Source organism: Methanimicrococcus blatticola (assembly GCF_004363215.1).
Lineage (GTDB): Archaea > Halobacteriota > Methanosarcinia > Methanosarcinales > Methanosarcinaceae > Methanimicrococcus > Methanimicrococcus blatticola.
Genome location: NZ_SNYS01000009.1, coordinates 46,156 through 63,567 on the forward strand (window position 1 = coordinate 46,156; position 17,412 = coordinate 63,567).

The 17,412-nt window shown below is 42.0% G+C and carries 19 protein-coding genes; 9 read left to right on the plus strand and 10 right to left on the minus strand.

Features of this window, described 5'->3' with window-relative positions:
• Window positions 1–164: 164 nt before the first annotated feature.
• The 3 genes from C7391_RS05795 (at window position 165) to C7391_RS05805 (ending at window position 3,267) form a co-directional block, all read left to right on the plus strand.
• On the plus strand, window positions 165–1,637 hold the full coding sequence (locus C7391_RS05795) for a DHH family phosphoesterase (RefSeq protein WP_133517614.1): 1,473 nt from the start codon (window positions 165–167) through the stop codon (window positions 1,635–1,637).
• A 143-nt stretch (window positions 1,638–1,780) separates the two neighbouring features.
• Window positions 1,781–2,812: a DNA polymerase subunit beta gene (locus C7391_RS05800; RefSeq protein ID WP_133517615.1), complete on the plus strand. Its 1,032-nt coding sequence runs from the start codon at window positions 1,781–1,783 to the stop codon at window positions 2,810–2,812.
• Window positions 2,813–3,042: 230 nt separating this feature from the next.
• Window positions 3,043–3,267: a hypothetical protein gene (locus tag C7391_RS05805; protein WP_133517616.1), complete on the plus strand. Its 225-nt coding sequence runs from the start codon at window positions 3,043–3,045 to the stop codon at window positions 3,265–3,267.
• 71 nt (window positions 3,268–3,338) lie between these two features.
• Here C7391_RS05805 and yciH read toward each other — a convergent pair whose 3' ends face one another.
• Entirely contained in the window at window positions 3,339–3,647 is a 309-nt protein-coding gene (yciH, locus tag C7391_RS05810; protein ID WP_133517617.1) for a stress response translation initiation inhibitor YciH, read from the minus strand.
• Between the two features lie 416 nt (window positions 3,648–4,063).
• Between yciH and C7391_RS05815 the strand changes: the two genes are divergently transcribed.
• Window positions 4,064–4,306, plus strand: coding sequence for a transcriptional regulator (locus tag C7391_RS05815; RefSeq protein WP_208107070.1), 243 nt, complete (start codon window positions 4,064–4,066; stop codon window positions 4,304–4,306).
• 304 nt (window positions 4,307–4,610) lie between these two features.
• Window positions 4,611–5,888 (plus strand): Nre family DNA repair protein, encoded by a 1,278-nt coding sequence (locus C7391_RS05820; RefSeq protein WP_133517618.1) that lies wholly within the window; start codon window positions 4,611–4,613, stop codon window positions 5,886–5,888.
• 49 nt (window positions 5,889–5,937) lie between these two features.
• Here C7391_RS05820 and C7391_RS05825 read toward each other — a convergent pair whose 3' ends face one another.
• The 3 genes from C7391_RS05825 to mer form a co-directional block, all read right to left on the minus strand.
• Window positions 5,938–6,126: a hypothetical protein gene (locus tag C7391_RS05825; protein WP_133517619.1), complete on the minus strand. Its 189-nt coding sequence runs from the start codon at window positions 6,124–6,126 to the stop codon at window positions 5,938–5,940.
• Window positions 6,127–6,387: 261 nt separating this feature from the next.
• Window positions 6,388–6,903: a nicotinamide-nucleotide adenylyltransferase gene (locus tag C7391_RS05830; protein WP_133517620.1), complete on the minus strand. Its 516-nt coding sequence runs from the start codon at window positions 6,901–6,903 to the stop codon at window positions 6,388–6,390.
• A gap of 2 nt (window positions 6,904–6,905) precedes the next feature.
• Complete coding sequence (mer, locus tag C7391_RS05835) at window positions 6,906–7,907, minus strand: 5,10-methylenetetrahydromethanopterin reductase (protein ID WP_133517621.1); 1,002 nt, start codon at window positions 7,905–7,907, stop codon at window positions 6,906–6,908.
• A 210-nt stretch (window positions 7,908–8,117) separates the two neighbouring features.
• On the opposite strand from mer, the gene C7391_RS05840 reads away from it, so the two are divergent.
• A complete protein-coding gene (locus C7391_RS05840) occupies window positions 8,118–9,833 on the plus strand; it encodes a tRNA uridine(34) 5-carboxymethylaminomethyl modification radical SAM/GNAT enzyme Elp3 (protein ID WP_133517622.1) in 1,716 nt (571 codons plus the stop codon).
• A 98-nt stretch (window positions 9,834–9,931) separates the two neighbouring features.
• On the opposite strand, the gene C7391_RS05845 is transcribed toward C7391_RS05840, so the two are convergent.
• The 3 genes from C7391_RS05845 to thiD form a co-directional block, all read right to left on the minus strand.
• Window positions 9,932–10,231, minus strand: a complete 300-nt coding sequence (locus tag C7391_RS05845; RefSeq protein ID WP_133517623.1) for a hypothetical protein — start codon at window positions 10,229–10,231, stop codon at window positions 9,932–9,934.
• Window positions 10,232–10,385: 154 nt separating this feature from the next.
• On the minus strand, window positions 10,386–10,916 hold the full coding sequence (locus C7391_RS05850) for a hypothetical protein (protein WP_133517624.1): 531 nt from the start codon (window positions 10,914–10,916) through the stop codon (window positions 10,386–10,388).
• Window positions 10,913–12,418, minus strand: coding sequence for a bifunctional hydroxymethylpyrimidine kinase/phosphomethylpyrimidine kinase (gene thiD / locus C7391_RS05855; protein ID WP_133517625.1), 1,506 nt, complete (start codon window positions 12,416–12,418; stop codon window positions 10,913–10,915). Before thiD ends, C7391_RS05850 begins: the two co-directional genes overlap by 4 nt.
• Window positions 12,419–12,751: 333 nt before the next feature.
• Between thiD and C7391_RS05860 the strand changes: the two genes are divergently transcribed.
• The 3 genes from C7391_RS05860 to purF all read left to right on the plus strand — a co-directional run bounded on the left by C7391_RS05860 (window position 12,752) and on the right by purF (window position 15,489).
• Window positions 12,752–12,970, plus strand: coding sequence for an LSm family protein (locus C7391_RS05860; RefSeq protein ID WP_133517626.1), 219 nt, complete (start codon window positions 12,752–12,754; stop codon window positions 12,968–12,970).
• Window positions 12,971–13,151: 181 nt separating this feature from the next.
• Entirely contained in the window at window positions 13,152–13,331 is a 180-nt protein-coding gene (locus tag C7391_RS05865; protein ID WP_133517627.1) for a 50S ribosomal protein L37e, read from the plus strand.
• Window positions 13,332–14,043: 712 nt separating this feature from the next.
• A complete protein-coding gene (purF, locus tag C7391_RS05870; RefSeq protein WP_133517628.1) occupies window positions 14,044–15,489 on the plus strand; it encodes an amidophosphoribosyltransferase in 1,446 nt (481 codons plus the stop codon).
• A gap of 136 nt (window positions 15,490–15,625) precedes the next feature.
• Here the strand turns inward: purF and C7391_RS05875 are convergent, their stop codons facing one another.
• The 3 genes from C7391_RS05875 to C7391_RS05885 are packed head-to-tail and all read right to left on the minus strand — an operon-like array spanning window position 15,626 to window position 17,182.
• Window positions 15,626–16,621 carry a HipA domain-containing protein gene (locus C7391_RS05875; RefSeq protein ID WP_133517629.1) on the minus strand — a complete coding sequence of 332 codons (996 nt, stop codon included), beginning with the start codon at window positions 16,619–16,621 and terminating at the stop codon, window positions 15,626–15,628.
• Between the two features lie 2 nt (window positions 16,622–16,623).
• Entirely contained in the window at window positions 16,624–16,959 is a 336-nt protein-coding gene (locus C7391_RS05880) for a HipA N-terminal domain-containing protein (protein WP_133517630.1), read from the minus strand.
• Window positions 16,960–16,963: 4 nt separating this feature from the next.
• On the minus strand, window positions 16,964–17,182 hold the full coding sequence (locus C7391_RS05885) for a helix-turn-helix domain-containing protein (protein WP_133517631.1): 219 nt from the start codon (window positions 17,180–17,182) through the stop codon (window positions 16,964–16,966).
• Window positions 17,183–17,412: the final 230 nt, after the last annotated feature.

Consider the following 17,412-nt stretch of genomic DNA (forward strand, 5'->3'; position numbering starts at 1 on the left):
CGTAAATGCCGATTGAAAATAAACAATATGCAATGAAAATTAAAAAGATGCAAAATTTTGTTCACATCTGTTGTTTTTCTCTTAAAACAAATGCAGCATCTCAAAAAATATTTCAGATTCAAATTATAAACAAATTTATCTTTATCAATTCAGGTGAATCTTTTATGAGTCCCTCACAAAAAAATGTCGAAAGCGTTAAAAAACCGCGTCCCGAATTTTTAATATTGGGCGGCGGTATTATCGGCTTTGCGGTTGCAAAAGAATTGCGCAAAACCGAAAAAGAAATCACGATTATCGACGTTGATAAAACCCGTGTTGAAACCCTTCGCCAAGAAGGATTTAATGCACTTCTCGGAGACATCACGAATCCCGAACTTTATAATACGATTGATATGCGCAACCTGATTTGTGTTGCTGCGCTCAGCTCAAACGACGACGCAAACACCAAAGCGGTGTCAAACTTTAAAGCCGTCGTCCCCGACAGTGTAAAAATTATTTCCCGCGCATCCGATATTTTGAAAAAGGAAGAAATGATGGGTGCAGGATCAAGTTATGTTTTTGTCCCGCCGCTGATTGTTTCAAAAACAATTACGGAATATTTGGACCTGATTGAAACAAAACACATCGGCAACCGTTTGGCGCAATGGCTGGATGAACACCGCGGCATTACGCTCGGCATTGTTCTCCACGACAATCCCGACCCTGACGCCATTTCCAGCGCGTACGCGTTAACGGAAATCACAAAGAAATTCGACATCAAAGCCGATATATTGTATGACGGAAAAGTCGGTCACCATGAAAACAAAGCTTTCATTAACTTGCTGGCGATTCCGATGATTAAAATATCGGGCCCCGAAGTGTTCGATCAATATGATTCTTTGGCACTGGTGGATAATTCCATTCCGTCGGTGAACAACTCCGTTCCGGCAGACCAGCCGATCGGCATCATTATTGACCATCATTCATACGGCGACATTGAACCAAGTGCCGATTTCATGGATATCCGAACAAATGTCGGCGCGTCCGCAACGATTTTAACGAAATATCTTCAGCAAATGGATATTCCTGTTTCAAAAGAGTTGGCAACCGCCCTTCTTTTCGGCATCCGAACCGATATAAATGATTTCAGAAGAAACACGACTTCCGCCGATTTCGCGGCAGCGTCTTTCCTCCATCCGCTTTCCGATCACGATTTGTTGACACAAGTCGAAACGCCGTCCATGTCTGTTGAAACGCTTGACATTCTCAGTGAGGCCATCCGAAACAGAGAAACGTACGGCGCGGTTTTGCTTTCAAATGTCGGAACAATTCGAAACAGAGACACGCTTCCGCAAGCAGCCGATTATCTGTTGGCGATGGAAGGCGTCTCAACCGTTGTCGTCTTCGGCATCATGGATGACAGCATTTACGTCTCCGCCAGAAACGAAGACATCCGCGTTCATTTGGGCGACGTGATGCGTGAAGCGTTCGGCGAGAACGCAGGCGGACATCCGACCGCAGCCGGCGCAAGAATTCCGCTCGGCGTTTTCAGCTCCGCCAAAGACAAACAAATTCTTCAAAAACTTGTTGAAGAATCCGTTGTCAAGCGTTTCTTAAACGCAATCGGCGTTGATGAAGACAGTGAAAACGATTTGTAAACAATTTGTAAACAATTTGTAAACAATTTGTAAACAAGACTAAACAGAATCTGAATCTTTGATTCTGTTTCTTTTTTCATTTAATTGATTCATATTTTGATTCAATTTGATTCAAATTTAACTCATTATTCAGAGGAGCATCAATGATTCAATCGAAGCCGGAAGAGTTTAAAGATCCGATTTTACGTGATTTTTTTGTAACGAAAAACGGGCTGATTTTTTCCGTCCCCGACTATTTTCATCCGCCGGAAGGCATTCGCTCCGTTTTAAGATATATTCCGGATGTTAACGGACCGCGCGTTTCTCAAATAAACGGGAAACGATACAGAAAAGCTGAATTCAATGAATCTTTTGATTATTTGAAAGAAAAGCATCCGGATTGGGTTTTCGATGTTGCGATTGTCCCGCGATCTGAAATTATTGAAATTTTAAAACCGAATGCTGTCGTTAAAGATATTTTATCCGGAAAACGAAAGAATTCTGCCGCTTTTGAACTTATCCACCGATTCATGGAAGCCGGCATTTCTGCCGATGCGATGGGAATTACGGGATCAATTCTGGCAGGACTTGAAAATGATGAATCCGATATTGATTTTTTGGTTTACGGGACAGATTGGATAATCGCAAAAGACGTGTTGACGGAGCTGAAAAAAGAAGATGCCGACAAAACGGATTTTAGATATCAAATATCAGACCTTGATAACGAGATGTGGCACACCGTTTACAAGAAAAGAAAATCGCCGCTGTCGTTTAACGATTTCTTCAATCATGAAATCCGCAAAGGAAACCGCGGAATGTTTGTCGGTGCCGGAGCCGACGGCAAAAATGTTTATTTTGATTTACTTTTCGCCCGCTCAAAAGACCAGCTTCAATCGACAACCCCGATTCAACGAGGAACGGATACGGAAAAAATCATAATTGAAGCCGTTGTGACAAACGCGGATTTCGCCTTTGACAGTCCCGCGATTTATTTAATCAATCACGATGAAATTGATGAAATTTACAGCTACACCCACACGTATGCCGGACAAGCTCTTGCCGGCGAAAAAATCCGTGCGCGCGGAATTGTTGAAGTCATCGGCAACAAAAAAAGACTTGTTATCGGCACATCGCGTGAAGCAGAAGACGAATGGATGATTTCATTATCATTATTGGAAGCGCAGGATATTGAATAAATAACAGAAGAATAACAAACGAATTTTTCATATGAATGAAATCCGAAATAACCGCCCGCTCATTTTCGATTCTGAATGAAGCGAAGCTGAGTGAGGAATTGAAAAATTGCGGATTCGTACTCCGCCGATACAGTAAAATTGAAAAACAATATCCAATGAATTATTGTTGTTGACATTGTATTCTGTTTCTATATGTTTGTCTTTGCTGCATCGGTTTAAGTGTTGCTGCGTTGCATCTGCTCTTTTTTATCACACCCGTTCGCTTGCGCGAACGGAACCGCTGCTACCTACCGTTTGTTTTTGCTGCTGCTACCTTGCCGGGTGAGTTTGCCGCTGCTACCTGCCGTTTGCATTTGCCGTCGCTGCCGGCAACCGCGCCGTTAGCACAGCCGTATGCTCATTATAATATATTTCAAAACCCCAAATCGTTTTTTGAAAAAAATAAAGACAGGTGATAAGCTTTCAGCTCACCAAAATTAACTCAAAGAAAAGTAAAAAAACGGGAATCCGAAGATTCCTGTCGGGATTAAATTTTAATTTGATCCGCACTGAAACCGCGTTGAATCAACACATCTTTCATGCGTCCGAGGTGGTTGCCCTGCAATTCAATGGAACCGTCACGAATTGTTCCGCCGCAAGCGAATTTTGATTTTAAATAGGTCACCAGATCATGAACATCAATTTCAGCAGGATCCAGCCCTTCGACAATCGTTACTTCTTTTCCATATCTTCTTCTGTTTACTTTGACGGTAATTCTCTGCTGCTCCTTTGCGACTTCTTCGCAAATACACAACTCTTCGGGTAAACCGCATACAGAACACATTCCGGTACTCATTTTAAAATAAATCCTCCATGATTTCAAATGAATTTAACGTGAAAATATCACGAAATACTTCAAACAGCTGACTGTTTGTGTTAATGTTTAAGCTTTTTAAAAGCAATAACTGATACAATGTACGGAAAGTTATAACGGTCAGATAACTTCCGACAATCAATATTTGCCAACTTTGTATTAATAGTTATGGCTTTAAGCGTTTTTGAAGAAAATATGAAGAGGTGAGTGTATAAAAGCAAAAATATAATACGGTTAAAGCCGATTATCCATTAATTGTATCATAATTGTATCATTAATCTTAAATCAAAATTTATCAATCGACCCTACGCATAATCAAAATTAATCATAATCATAAATCGCACTCAACTTTATGAAAATAAAGAGTTGAATGAACTAAAACGAAAGGAGTCATCATCATGGAAGAACTTGCAGGATTTGTCAACGGCAGCGTCAACCGCCGAAAAGTCTTAGAAATTTTGGAATCAAAAGGAGCAACAGACCCGCAAAGAGTTGCAAAAATCGCTCGCCTGATTCCGTCTGCAACCGACAAAATCATCAAAGAGCTTGAAGAAAACGGTCTTGTTCAAAAAACAGGAGACGGCAAAATCGAATTAACCGCTGACGGCAAAGTCATCGTTGATTACACACGCGCTCTTTAAAAATCAAAACTTTAAAAATCAAAAAATTGTTTAAAATTTAAAAACAAAACAATTTTATCTTTTATTTTTATTTCTTTTTTGATTTCGAATGATTGGATTTGACAATCGGATTCGTACCAAATAATTCAAATTTATCAAATTATTCAAATTATCAAAGAATTCAAATTTACTAAATTATTCAAATTATCAAAAGAATTCAAAATATTATCAATTAATCCCGACATCATTTTAATTTTATCATTTTAATTTTATCATTTTCAATTTTAGCATTTCAATTTTATCAAAACGAATCAGGTGAAAAGATATGCCGGCTGAAGGACTCTGCATGCGCTGTAAAGGAAAAGGTCTTTGCGGCCGCCCTTATTGTCCGACGCTGGAGCGTTTTAAAAACAATAACCGTTTGACAAAAGCGCTGTCAAACAAAACAACGGTTTTCGGACCGTCCCCTCCTTCTGTTTTTGTCGGCAGCTACAATTATCCGAGTTTATCTGCCGGTCCTCTGATTCCGCCGTCAATTGATTTGCCGGAATTGGAATTCAGTGAAGCGTCAGAGATTCTGCGTGAGAAAGTGATTAAAAATCCGGGATTTATGGAAGATTCGCGCTTGTGGCATGATTTGCAGATGCAGGATGTGATTTCGATGAGAACAGCACTCGTTCGCGCCAACTCAACTTTTAAGCCGGGTGATGCCAAAACCGACAATCCGCTTCTTATGAAAGCACAGGAGCTTGCGCTTTCCGCTAAACCGATTGACACGGAAGCGTGGTTTAAAAAGCCGATCATTTCGGATTTGAAATTTGACAGCATGATGATGCCGATGGGTCCTTCCGGGCAAGTGAAAAACTTTAACATCACGGAAAATCCGAAAGTACCAAACGCGGTTGACCGCATTATTTACGACACAGACGCGCTTGCAAAAGACGCGATTGTCGAGCTTTACCAAGGCAGCGTTTCCAACGAGCAGATGACACGCTTGATGTCAATCGGATTGCTCGGCCGCGACCGGAAACTTGTTCCGACACGCTGGTCGATTACGGCAATTGATGACATGACCGGCAAAGAAACAATCAAGCGCATCAAAGATTATCCGCATATTCGTGAAATCACGGTGCTGACCGGCGAAATTTTCGGAAATCATTTCGAAATATTACTTCTCCCGGGAAGCTTTTCTTATGAACTTCTTGAAATCTGGCAGCCGCATTCCGTTTGGAACGGTGAGAAAACTTACATCGGCCAAGACCATGAGGATTTCTACGGCAAAAAAGAATATTCAAACCTCTCGGGCGGTTATTATGCAGCCCGCCTGCCTGTTTTAGAATATTTGGATTCAATTAAAAAGCAGGCATTTATTTTCGCAATTCGTGAAATTCGTCCGAGTTATTGGGCGCCGCTTGGTGTTTGGGTGGTCAGAGAAGCAGCAAGAGCTGCCATCATGAATCCGAAAAAGATGTTTGAAACAAAAGAAGAAGCACTTGCCGACATGTCGGCGCGCCTTTATACACCGCGCCCCGATTGGGAAATAGAAACAAAATTGCTGTACAACCAAGCCGTCCAGATGCGAATAGATTCATATTACGATTAAACGGGATCGTTTTTTTTTTTGAAAAATGGGATTGGATTTTGATTATTTTTTAAGCATCGGCTGTTCGCGCGCGTCGCGTTTGTGCAGTCAGTGAGATGAGCGTAAGCAGCAATGGCAGCAGACTGCAATGCAAACAGTAGGTAACAGCGGTTCCGTTCGCGTAAGCGAACGGGTGTGCTAAGAAACAGCAGATGCACGCAGCAAGCTGATACACGCAGCAAGCTGATACACACAGCAAAGCGGTGACACACAGTAAAGCAATTCCCAAGCGAAGATAATAATTGATTTTAATCGATTTGAAAAGCAGTTGTTCATTTTTGCTGTATCGGCTGAGTACGAATCCGCTAATTTCCGTTCCTCTCTTCGCTTTGCTCCGATCAGAACGAAAATTAGCGGGCGGTTACATCGGTTTTTCTTCTAATTTTAACAATCATTTACTCACAACAAATTTAACAAAAACCGAAAACAAAAAAATTAAAATTAAAAACCGGAATCCGGTTTAATCGTCGTTTCCGGCGACTCTTTTAATCCGGCAGATGCCGTTTATCTCATCCACTACGCCGGCTACTGTCGGCGGCACAAATTCTGCCCACTCTCTGTTTTTGCTTTCAATCATGGATTTGCGGACGGCTGTTCCTGAATAAATGTTGCGTTCATGCATGGCGGGGCGGCGGACTTCAATACCTGCCTCCGTGAAAAGCTGAATCACAAGCGGGTTGTTGGAATAGGCGACGTCGAATTTCGGGGACATGGATTTGACGTGGGAAACCCAAAGCGCGTTGTATTCGACATCCTGTAGCGGAATGATGTAATGGCGGATCGGGAAATTTTCAAGGGATTTCAAAACCATTTCAATACGTTCACCGGCTGTGAACGGGTCGCGCACGGAGTGACTTTTTTGGGCACTGCCGATGCCGATGACAACTTCGTCGACTTCTTCAGCGATTGTTTTTAAAATCTTTTCATGACCGTAGTGAAAAGGCTGAAAACGGCCGACATAAAACGCTCTTTCCATGATTAAAACTCCGAAATCATTTTTCCGATTAATTTTATTGATTTTTCTTTGTTCGGGCCGAGCGGCGATCCGGCAACCAATTGCGTGACGCCTGCTTTTTCCAACTCTTTTGCTTTCTTCATGCATTCATCAAAATCACCGACAACAGCGAAACGGTCTGCCATTTGATCGGTAATAATCGTATTGAGATCTTTGAAATCGCCTTTTGAAATCGCGCCGGCAATTTCTTTCTTATTTTCCTGAGAAATGCCGTGGCGTTCCAATAAAACATCGGAAGAGCCGGCGATAATAAACGCAACAACCGGTTTTGTTGAAGCGTACGCTTTTTCCGTGTCGTCGTCGATTGAGAAACAAGTGTATGCGGCAACATCAATGTCGTTCGGCTTTCTGCCTGCGGCAACTGCACCTTTTTGAATTTGAACTGCGGCTGCTTTGAAATCATCGGGATGAGAGCCGTTAATTAAAATACCGTCGCCGATCGCGCCTGCCATTTCAAGCATTTTCGGACCTTGCGCGCCGATATAAATCGGAATATTCATGTCAACGCCGGTCTTTTTCGGGTCCGCGAAATCCAATTTCGCATTTTTCAATTTGACTGTGTCGCCGTCGAATGATACTTTTTTTCCGGTGAGCAATTCGCGGACGACTTCGGCTGTTTCTCTGACAGCGGTCAGCGGTTTTTCGCCGGCAAGCCCGAGTGCTTCAAATGTCATTTTGTCTCCCGGTCCGATTCCGAGAATGGCGCGGCCGCCTGCAATTTCATTGACGGACGCAATGCTTGCGGCGGTCACGACCGGACTGCGCGTGTACGGGTTGGTGACACCTGCGCCGATCTTTATTTTGTTTGTCGCGAGTGCTAAAACGGAAATGGTTGAATAGACCTCGCGGTTGTTGTAATGGTCGGTAATCCAAACATATTCAAAACCCTGTTCTTCCGCGGCTTTCGTATAAGCGGCGATTTTGAAAACGGGTTCATTCGGGACAAGTTCAATGCCGAATTTCATTTTATCACTCAATTTAAGTTTTAAATTTTTAAGTTTTTAAATTTTTAAGTTTTAAGTTTTTAAATTTTAAGCTTATATCTGTTGTTTATTTATTTTATAACCGTTACAGTAACAGAACTTATATACTTATTACATGAATGACACATATTTCCGAATCTTAAATTATTAAAAGTTATTGCGCCGCCGCTCAAATTTTATTTTGGTGAGAAAATGGGGTATCAGGAATTCGATAAATCTGATGAAAAATTCAATGACGCTTGCCGTGAGATTCTTCTCTCGGCGGTTGCCGGTGAATTTGAAACGGAAAAGGATCTTGCCAAAATGAAGAAAAAGGTGTGCAAAAAATACGGTCTGTCAACGCTCCCGAGCAACGGTGACATCATTCTTCGCGGAACGCCTGATGAACAAAAAGCGGTTCGCGACGTGCTTCAAAGAAAGCCGGTCCGAACCATTTCGGGCGTTGCGGTGATTGCGGCAATGACGTCGCCTGCACCTTGTCCGCACGGCAAGTGCTTGCCCTGTCCGGGCGGTCCCGACTCCGCGTTTGAATCGCCGCAAAGTTACATGGGACGCGAGCCCGCAGCGATGCGCGCTTTTGAGTTCCGGTTCGATCCGTACGCGCAGGTCAGCTCACGCCTGAAGCAGCTTAACACAATCGGGCATGACGTTTCCAAAGCGGAACTGATCATTATGGGCGGCACGTTTTCAGCGCGATCGGTTGATTATCAGGAATGGTTTGTGAAGCGTTGCTTGGAAGCGATGAACGATCATGATGCTGCTGTCAGTGAGTCCGGTATTCCTGTGTGGCGGGCGGAAGTTCCGAGCTACGATTCCGCGGATTCGACTTATTCATTTATTCCGCTTGAAGATGTTCAAAAAGCGAATGAAACGGCTTATGTTCGAAATGTCGGCATGACACTTGAGACGCGTCCCGATTGGGCGAAAGAAGAACATATTGACGAGTTTTTAAAAATCGGCGGAACGAAAGTGGAACTCGGTGTTCAAAGTGTTTTTGAAGATGTTCTTTTGAAAATGAATCGTGGGCATACGGTTCGAGAAACAGCCGACGCTAACCGCCGCTTGCGCGACAGTGCTTTTAAAGTCGGTTTTCATATGATGCCCGGTCTATTCGATACGGATTTTGACCGCGATTTGGAGGGCTTCAAAACGCTTTTTGAAAATCCCGATTTCAAACCGGATTATTTGAAAATTTACCCGACGCTGGTCACGGAAGGAACCGAACTTTGCAAAATGTGGCAAAACAACGAATACCGTCCTTTGGATGATGAAAACGGTCCGGAATTGGTTTCCAAAATTAAAGCGATTTTGCCGAAATGGACGCGTCTTCAGCGGATTCAGCGTGATATTCCGGCGGATCAGATTTTAGCCGGCATCCAAAAAAGCAACGTCCGCCAAGAGGCTGAAAAATTACTTCACGCCCGCGGCGAAAAATGCAAATGCATCCGCTGCCGCGAAGTCGGTCACAATATTTTAAAAGGCAATCCGCCAAGCCCTGAAAATATCCATCTGCTCGTTGAAAAATATGATTGCTGCGGCGGACTCGAAAATTTCATTTCATTTGAAGATCTCAAAGCCGACGTTTTGGTCGGCTTCATTCGCCTGCGCTTCCCGAATGCACCGCACCGCTCCGAGCTGAAAAACACCGCGCTCATCCGCGAGCTGCACGTATACGGCTCGCTCACGCCTCTCGGCGAGACGGCTGACACGCTGTCTGCGCCGCTTGCCGACAAAAACCGTTCCTGGCAGCACCGCGGCTACGGTAAAGAACTGATTCAAAAAGCGGAAGAGATCGCGGCAGACGGCGGCTATGAAAAAATCTCAATCATCAGCGGCATCGGCGTTCGCGAATATTATCGAAAATACGGATACGAATTTGACGGCACTTACATGACGAAAAAATTGTGATTTTTTGTTTTATTTTTTATTTTTAAAAAACGGAATTGGTTTTTTCATTTTTTTTAAAGCAATCGTCCGGTTTACTTTATTTTTTTAAAAAGCAAGCGTCAACTTTGCTTTATTTTTAAAAACGGTGCGGCTCGCGCGCGACGCGGCAAGGTGACGGTAGCAACGCAAACGGTGGTGACAGCAGCAACACAAACCGTAAGGTAGCAGCAGAAACGCAAACAGTAAGGTAACAGCAGCAATGCAAACAGTAAGATAGCAGCAGAAATGCAAACGACAAGGTAACAGCACCCACGTTCGCGAAGCGAACGGCTGCCATCATCCGTAGAGGTAAACGCAGCAAAATGATAAACCGCTTCTTGCAACTGTTTTAATCTATTAATGGTGGGTTGAATCCGCAAATCTCGATTCGCCCGCTGCTCCGCACCGGTCGAATTTTCGATTTGCGGTCGTATTTGAAGTTTAATTTAAATTCAGAAACCGGCATTCCGGGTTGATTTAATTGTCGGAAAAAAGTCAATTATCAGAAAAAAGTCAATTGTAAAAAAATTGTGATTACTTCAAACAAGAATTCACAAATTCAATCGGATGATCCGTCCGCGCTGTGATTTCTTCAGGCGTCATGCCTTGCGCGGCAAATCTTTTGATAACGGTTTCCATCTTTTCGCTGACATCAACGACATGGTCATCGAGGTCATAAAAACTGACGGAACGCTGACCCCAATCAAATTCAAAGACATCGTGAACATATTCCAAATCATAATTTTTCAGATTTTCGGCGAAAGAATCGAAATCGGCGGTTTCAAAATAAAGCGTGAAATTGTTGCTTCCTTTTTTGATTTCGTTCTCTTTGAATCCGATCACTTCAGAAACGGATGTTTTGGATTGAAGCATCAGACCGCTTTCGTATTGCCGGCTGACACCGAGATCTAATTTCAACTTCTGACCGACGACGTTTTCATAAAATTCTCCCGCCTTTTTGACGCTTTCAACAACAATCAAAGGACCGATGAAATCCACATTCACATTGATTTTTTGTTCTCTGCTCGTTTTCTGGTTCTCGTTCATTTTCTGTTTTTCGTTCATTTTTCCCCGCCGCCGATTTGTTTTCGAATGTCATCGCAAATCATGATGACTTTAACAGCGGCGTCAACGGCATCTGTTCCGAGAACGCGGATGATGCCTTCTTTTCCGAATCCGCCGTTTTCATAAATAATGTCGGGGACGGTTTCGCCGTTTTCTTGAATCACCACGGATGTTCCCCATTCTTTGCTTTCATCGCAGCCGCACGGTTCATCATCGCGGGTAAACGCGTAAGCCGAAAATCCGGATTGTTCACAGTGTTTGACGGTTTTTTCCGTATATTTTAAATTGATACAAGCGCGAATCGTTTCGTCAAATTCTTGAGCGGATTTGATAACTCTTGCCAAATTCGAACCCGCACCGAAAGACGGATATCCGAGATTTTCAGCGGATAATTTCGTTCCGGTCAAATCTTTCATTTTATGAATCCTTCCGGGAAACGAGGCAACCGCTGAGTAATAAGAACCAAACCCGTCCGCTCCGATTTGCCGGTCTCTTTTATCAATGGATAACATTTGGCGCGGCGGTTGAATGCCTGATGCGTAATAATCGGCTTGCACAGATTCTTTGAATCTGTCGGGAAGCGTCATCGCGATGTTTGTTCCGACTTCCGGAATCAGCTGCGGAAACACATCATCGTCTTTTAATATTTCCCACGCTTCCAAAATGTTTTCAATCACGGCTGCGCGCTCTGAAAACAATGTTGACGCGCCTCCCGGATTTACGGGCGCGACACCCGATCCGATGTTTTCCGAATAAAGTATCGCGTCAACCACGAATTTTTTAGCGAACCGGCAGGCCTCTTCAAAAGTATAGCCGCGGGCCAGATATGAAACAAGCGCGGATGAATAAGTGCAACCTGTGCCGTGAGTGCCGCCTTTGACGAATGTTCCTGAAAGAAGCGTGAATTCTTTGTTTTCTGAATCATAAACGATGTCTTCCGCATCCAAATGTCCGCCGGTCACAATCACGTATTTTACGCCTGTTTCGGCGATTTTCACGGCGGCGGCTTTGGCATCATCCGCATTTTTAATCTTCAGGCCGGAGAGAATTTCCGCTTCAAAAATGTTAGGCGTGACGGCGTATGAAACAGGAAGAAGTGCTTCGGCCATCATTTCGACGGCTTCTTTTCGAAGAAGCTCGCCGCCGGCTTCAGCGGCCATGACGGGGTCGACAACCAATGATAAACCGTATTCCTTGACCTTTCCGGCAACAAATTGAACAATTTCGGGGGAGGAGAGCATTCCGCTTTTTGCGAAAACGATATTCATGTCCGTACAAACGGAATCCATCTGCGTTCCGATATGCTCAACCGGAATGTCAAAAACGGATTGAACACCTGTTGTGTTCTGTGAAGTCACGGACGCGATGACGCAGGCACCATGGACGCCGAGCGCGGAAAATGTTTTCAGGTCGGCTTCAATGCCTGCGCCGCCGCCTGAGTCGCTGCCGGCAATCGTCATCACGCATTTCTTTTTGATTTTAGATGTTTTTTCATGAGTCAAAAAAGTCACTTCCGAAAAAAGACAATATTTTTATTCGTTAATTGGGATATAATCATAAAGATGTTTTGCGTTTCTTTAGAGTTTCTTTAGAAATTCAAACCATTTTTAAACACCGTTTTAAGAAGTTTAAATAATGTCATTGTCAGGCAGTATTTAAAGCAATTACAAACAGATATGTTTAAATATCATTATTCAGTTCTTAAACAAATTACAGTCTGCGGTCTTTTTGAGGCTTTGCAGATCTAAAATGGTAGCAATCCCCTGATTTGTTTCAGCGGATTTTTATTTAACGAGGCGCTGATTGCGCCCGATGCAACAAAACAGGTAATACTTATGACGAACAGACCTCTTGACATTTTAAATGAGGCTTTAAACAAGCCGGTTATTGCACGCTTAAAGGGCGGTCGTGAATTCAGAGGAGAATTAAAAGGCTACGACATTCACATGAATCTCGTCCTCGACAATGCGGAAGAATTAAAAGACGGCGTCAGCGTTAAAAAATATTCCAGTCTTGTTGTCAGAGGAGACAATATTGTTTACGTGTCCCCCTGATTATTCCGATTGATTTAAAGCATCGGTTTAACCGATCTTTTTTATTCAATTTTTGCTGAAAAGGCCGATTCACTTCTCATGCAGAATCGACGATTTTTCAGCCGATGATTTTATATCTTTATTCCGGTTTATCAAATCCAAATCATACATTATTTATACATATCAAAAAGGTGAAGAAGCAATGGTTAAAGGAACGCCCTCAATGGGTCAGAGACAAAAACGCACACATATGAAATGCAGAAGATGCGGCAGCACTTCTTTCAACATCCACACAAAACAGTGTGTCGCATGCGGATTCGGAAGATCTGCAAAATTGAGAGACTACAAGTGGGTCAGAAAATCCAAATTAAACGGTGACTAAGTTCATCGTTTTTTTTCTTTTCATTTCTTACTTTTTTAACTTTTTTTATTCGTCATTTTTCGACTTTTATATTGTTATTTTTGGTTTTTATTTCGTTTTTCCTTTATTTCGTTTTTCCTTTATTTTGTTTTTCCGATTCTTTTATTTTGTTTTTCCGATTTTTTTATTTTGTTTTTCAAATTCTTTTATTTTGTTATTCTTGCTTTATCGTTTTTTTAATTTTATTCTTTTTTTAATTTTATTCTAATTCTAATCTGTCATCTATTTATCAAAAAAATCTTTTATTCGAATTTTACCTTTCAAAGCCGTTTTTTATTTTTCGATTTGTTTTATTTTTTCAATTTTTTTGCCGATAATGACAAATCATGTCTCATTTGTCTGTTTTTTAATATGAACAATAATGAAAATTAACTTAAAATATAACTACCAATTATTCTTTTTTGTTTAAGTTATTCATTTGTATTAACGCAGTTACGGCCGTTTTTATTCGTTCATTCAATAAATTCGATGGCTGTCGGTTAATATGTTTCAAATTTCAAACCGGCGCAAAACAAAGATTTCTTTGGAATCTTTTTGATGTCTGCTTCAATTGATTTTGAAGGGATTCAAAGATATTTTATATCGTTTTAACCGCCAATTATATTTCATAAAGCTGAATTTAAAATAATAAACAGCATTTAAGTTTTATAAATTTACAAATCGGGTGATAAATTTGAAGGAAGAATGTGGTGTTGCCGGTGTTATTATTCATGACCCTGCGCCGCCGACAAATATTGTTGCTTTTAAACTCTATTATGCGCTTTACGCGTTGCAGCACCGCGGTCAGGATTCAACCGGCATTGTTGTTTTCGACGGCTCCAAACCGCGATCCATTAAACGCATGGGATTGGTTTCCGAAGCTTATTCCCGTGATACGCTTCAGGATATTGTCGGTTATGTCGGTGTCGGGCATGTCCGCAACGCAACATACGGCACACAAACCATTGAAAATTGCCAGCCTTTCGTTTTGAATTTCAAAGGCGGTACGATTGCGATTTCTCACAACGGCAATTTGGTTAACAGCACAGAACTCAGAGACGAACTTGAATCTGAAGGGCGCATTTTTACAACCGCGCTCGACGCCGAAATTATCGGTCTTCTTTTGGTGAAAGAATTATTAAAACAAGAACCCGTTGACGCTTTAAAATCTGTTATGAAACGCATCATCGGCTCTTACGCTTTAACAATTATGATTAATGGCGACCTTTATGCTGTCCGCGATCCGATCGGCAACAAACCGATTTGTTACGGCGAAATCGAAGGCGGTTACGCCGCAGTTTCTGAAAGCGTTGCGCTTGACACGATTAAAGGAAAATTGGTCCGCGACTTGATGCCCGGCGAAATCATTGTTTTCAAGAAAACCGGCGAAGTGGAAAGCATCATGACAACAGACAGCAGCTTTGCAGCGCATTGTGTTTTTGAATATATTTATCTCGCCCGCCCCGACTCAATCATTGACGGACAACTTGTTTATTCCGCCCGTGAAAGAATCGGGAACGAACTGGCGCGCGAACACCCGGCCGCCGCCGACATAATTTCTCCGGTTCCCGACTCCGGAATTGCGGCCGCCATCGGTTATTCCCGTGAGTCCGGCACCAAATATTTGGAAGGCCTGATGAAAAACAGATACATCGGCCGAACTTTTATTCTTCCGCACCAGGAAATGCGTGAAATGGCCGTTCGCCTAAAAATGAACACCATCGGTGAAAATCTCAAAGACAAAAGTGTTGTTCTCGTCGACGACAGTGTTGTCCGCGGCACGACATCGCGCAGAATCATTGACATGATTAAGGATGCCGGTGCCAAAGAAGTTCATCTGCGCGTTGCCAGCCCCCCGATTGTCGGCCCCTGCTACCTCGGCATTGACATGCCGACCCGTGCCGAACTCATTGCAACGCATAAAACAATTGAAGGCATTTGCGCCGCCGTCAACGCCGACACAATTGGCTACCTCAGCGCAGACGGTCTCGTCAAAGCCATCGGCATTGACAAAAGCAAACTCTGTCTCGGCTGCATCACAGAATCATATCCGGTTCCGATTCCGGGCGAAAAATGTTATTGTGACAAGCAGTGCAAAATGGATGATTTTGTTCCTGAAGGGGAGAAAAAGGAGGAATAATCTCTTTTTCTCTTTCTTTTCTATTTTCTTTCTTTTCTCTTTCCGTTCATTTTCGGCAGTTCCACGCCGCGCGCGATCTGCATCATTTTTGAAAATATTGGAAAAACGCCGGTGGTTTTGTTTATTTTATCTGTTTTTACATCAATCCCATTTTTTCACTTCTTTCCTTAACAAGCGCCTTATATTTTTCTTTCATTTCATCGGGCAGGAAACTTTGGTCGATTAAATCAAACCAAGAGGGAATCGTTTTTCTGAAATTTTTATAAATGGATTGACGATATTTTTGATCTACTTTCATTGTGTCAAACATTTTTTCAAATTCTTCTTTTCCGATTTTTCTTTTCTTTCCGCTTAACATAAGTGCTGTTTCTTCCAAATCCTCGGGAATTGCCAGTTTTGTTGCCAACATATCATAGGCGGGTGAGAGTCTGTATTCATTTGAACCGTCTTTTATCAATGAGAAATTTTTCAAATGCATATCTGCATTTCCGGTCAGCCAGCAAAAAATTAATTGCTCGCAAAAGCTGATCGTGTCTAAATTCGGTTTTTGAGAATGCTGCTGAATGACCTTTTGAATTTGTTCATAAGAACCTTTGTATTTATGTTCCGTCATCCGTTCTGTCAGCTGACACATGTCTTCCATATAGAATTTATTCCCTTTCTCATCGCGGTCAATTCTTTTCGTAATGTAACATAATTCGCCGTCAGCAAAGCGGATAAGGGAATGCGGAACCACTTTAATCTTTGATAATTCTGCTAAATGCATTGTCACATCTTCTAATTCCGGCAGATTTTTATATTGCTCTGATTGCGGTTTTAAAATATATCTTCCCCAAAGACCAACAATTGTAAATCGTTGTGTTTTTTTCAAAGACGGACTGAAACTTCCTTTTTTTTCTCCTCTTGTGTTTGTTTTCTCTTTATAGATGTCTAAAGAAAGTTTCGGCTGAACGCCTGTAAGTGCAGTTTGCGAACGGATGACGTCAAATGCCAGTTCATTGATTTGTTCTCTCGTGTATGGGAGTATCGGCGGACTGACCGTTCCGAATATTTTTTTAGAACAAGCGGAATGATAATCTTCGTTGTCGTTGGAAGAATCCAATTCTTTGTAACAGAATAGACATTTTTTCATATTCATTCCTCTTCATTATCATTTTCAATTGGAATAACGCTGACTGTACCGATGCAGTTTCTGCAGCATGCCAGCAGCAGCGACATTCTGTCCCGGCTTGAAATTTTCCAGTTTGTTTCTGCAATATCCAAAAGCCACCCTTCCGGAATCAGCCCGTCAAAAAATGGGAATAATCTGTCACTTTTAAATGGCATCTCCTGAAGCGGCAGCGTTAAACTAATCGGCTCCGCTTTTTCATTTTGAAGATATTCTTCATGATATCGAAAAAAAAATCCGTCTTCATTTTCCGTTAAAATACCTGCCGATAAATCAGAGGTAAAAATCTCAGCTTGTTTCATTCTTTTACTCCTCGTTCAGCGGAACAACGCCAAGTTCACTGCTGAACAAAAACAAAACCTGATTCACTTTATCCATTCTTAGCGTCTCTTTTCCTTGTTCCATCTCTCTGATGAAGCGAAGCCCGACTCCCGCCTTTTTTGATAATTCCAGCTGTGTCAGATTCGCTTTCTTCCGTTCAATTTTGACATATTCGGAAAGTGTTAAATGTTTCTCTTTATTCATGATTATACCTTATAAGGTCTAATCTATTTAATATTATACCCTTTTGGGGTTATTCTGGGTATAATTCATATTATTTCATCATTTTCTTCATTTTTATACCCTTTCGGGATATTTCAAAGCTTTATTTGTCGATTTGATCTATATTCTCTGGAAATTATACCCGTTTGGGATTATTACAGGTTATATATTTGTAAAAAAGTCAAAAACCTGACGAATTTTTCAAAAAGGAT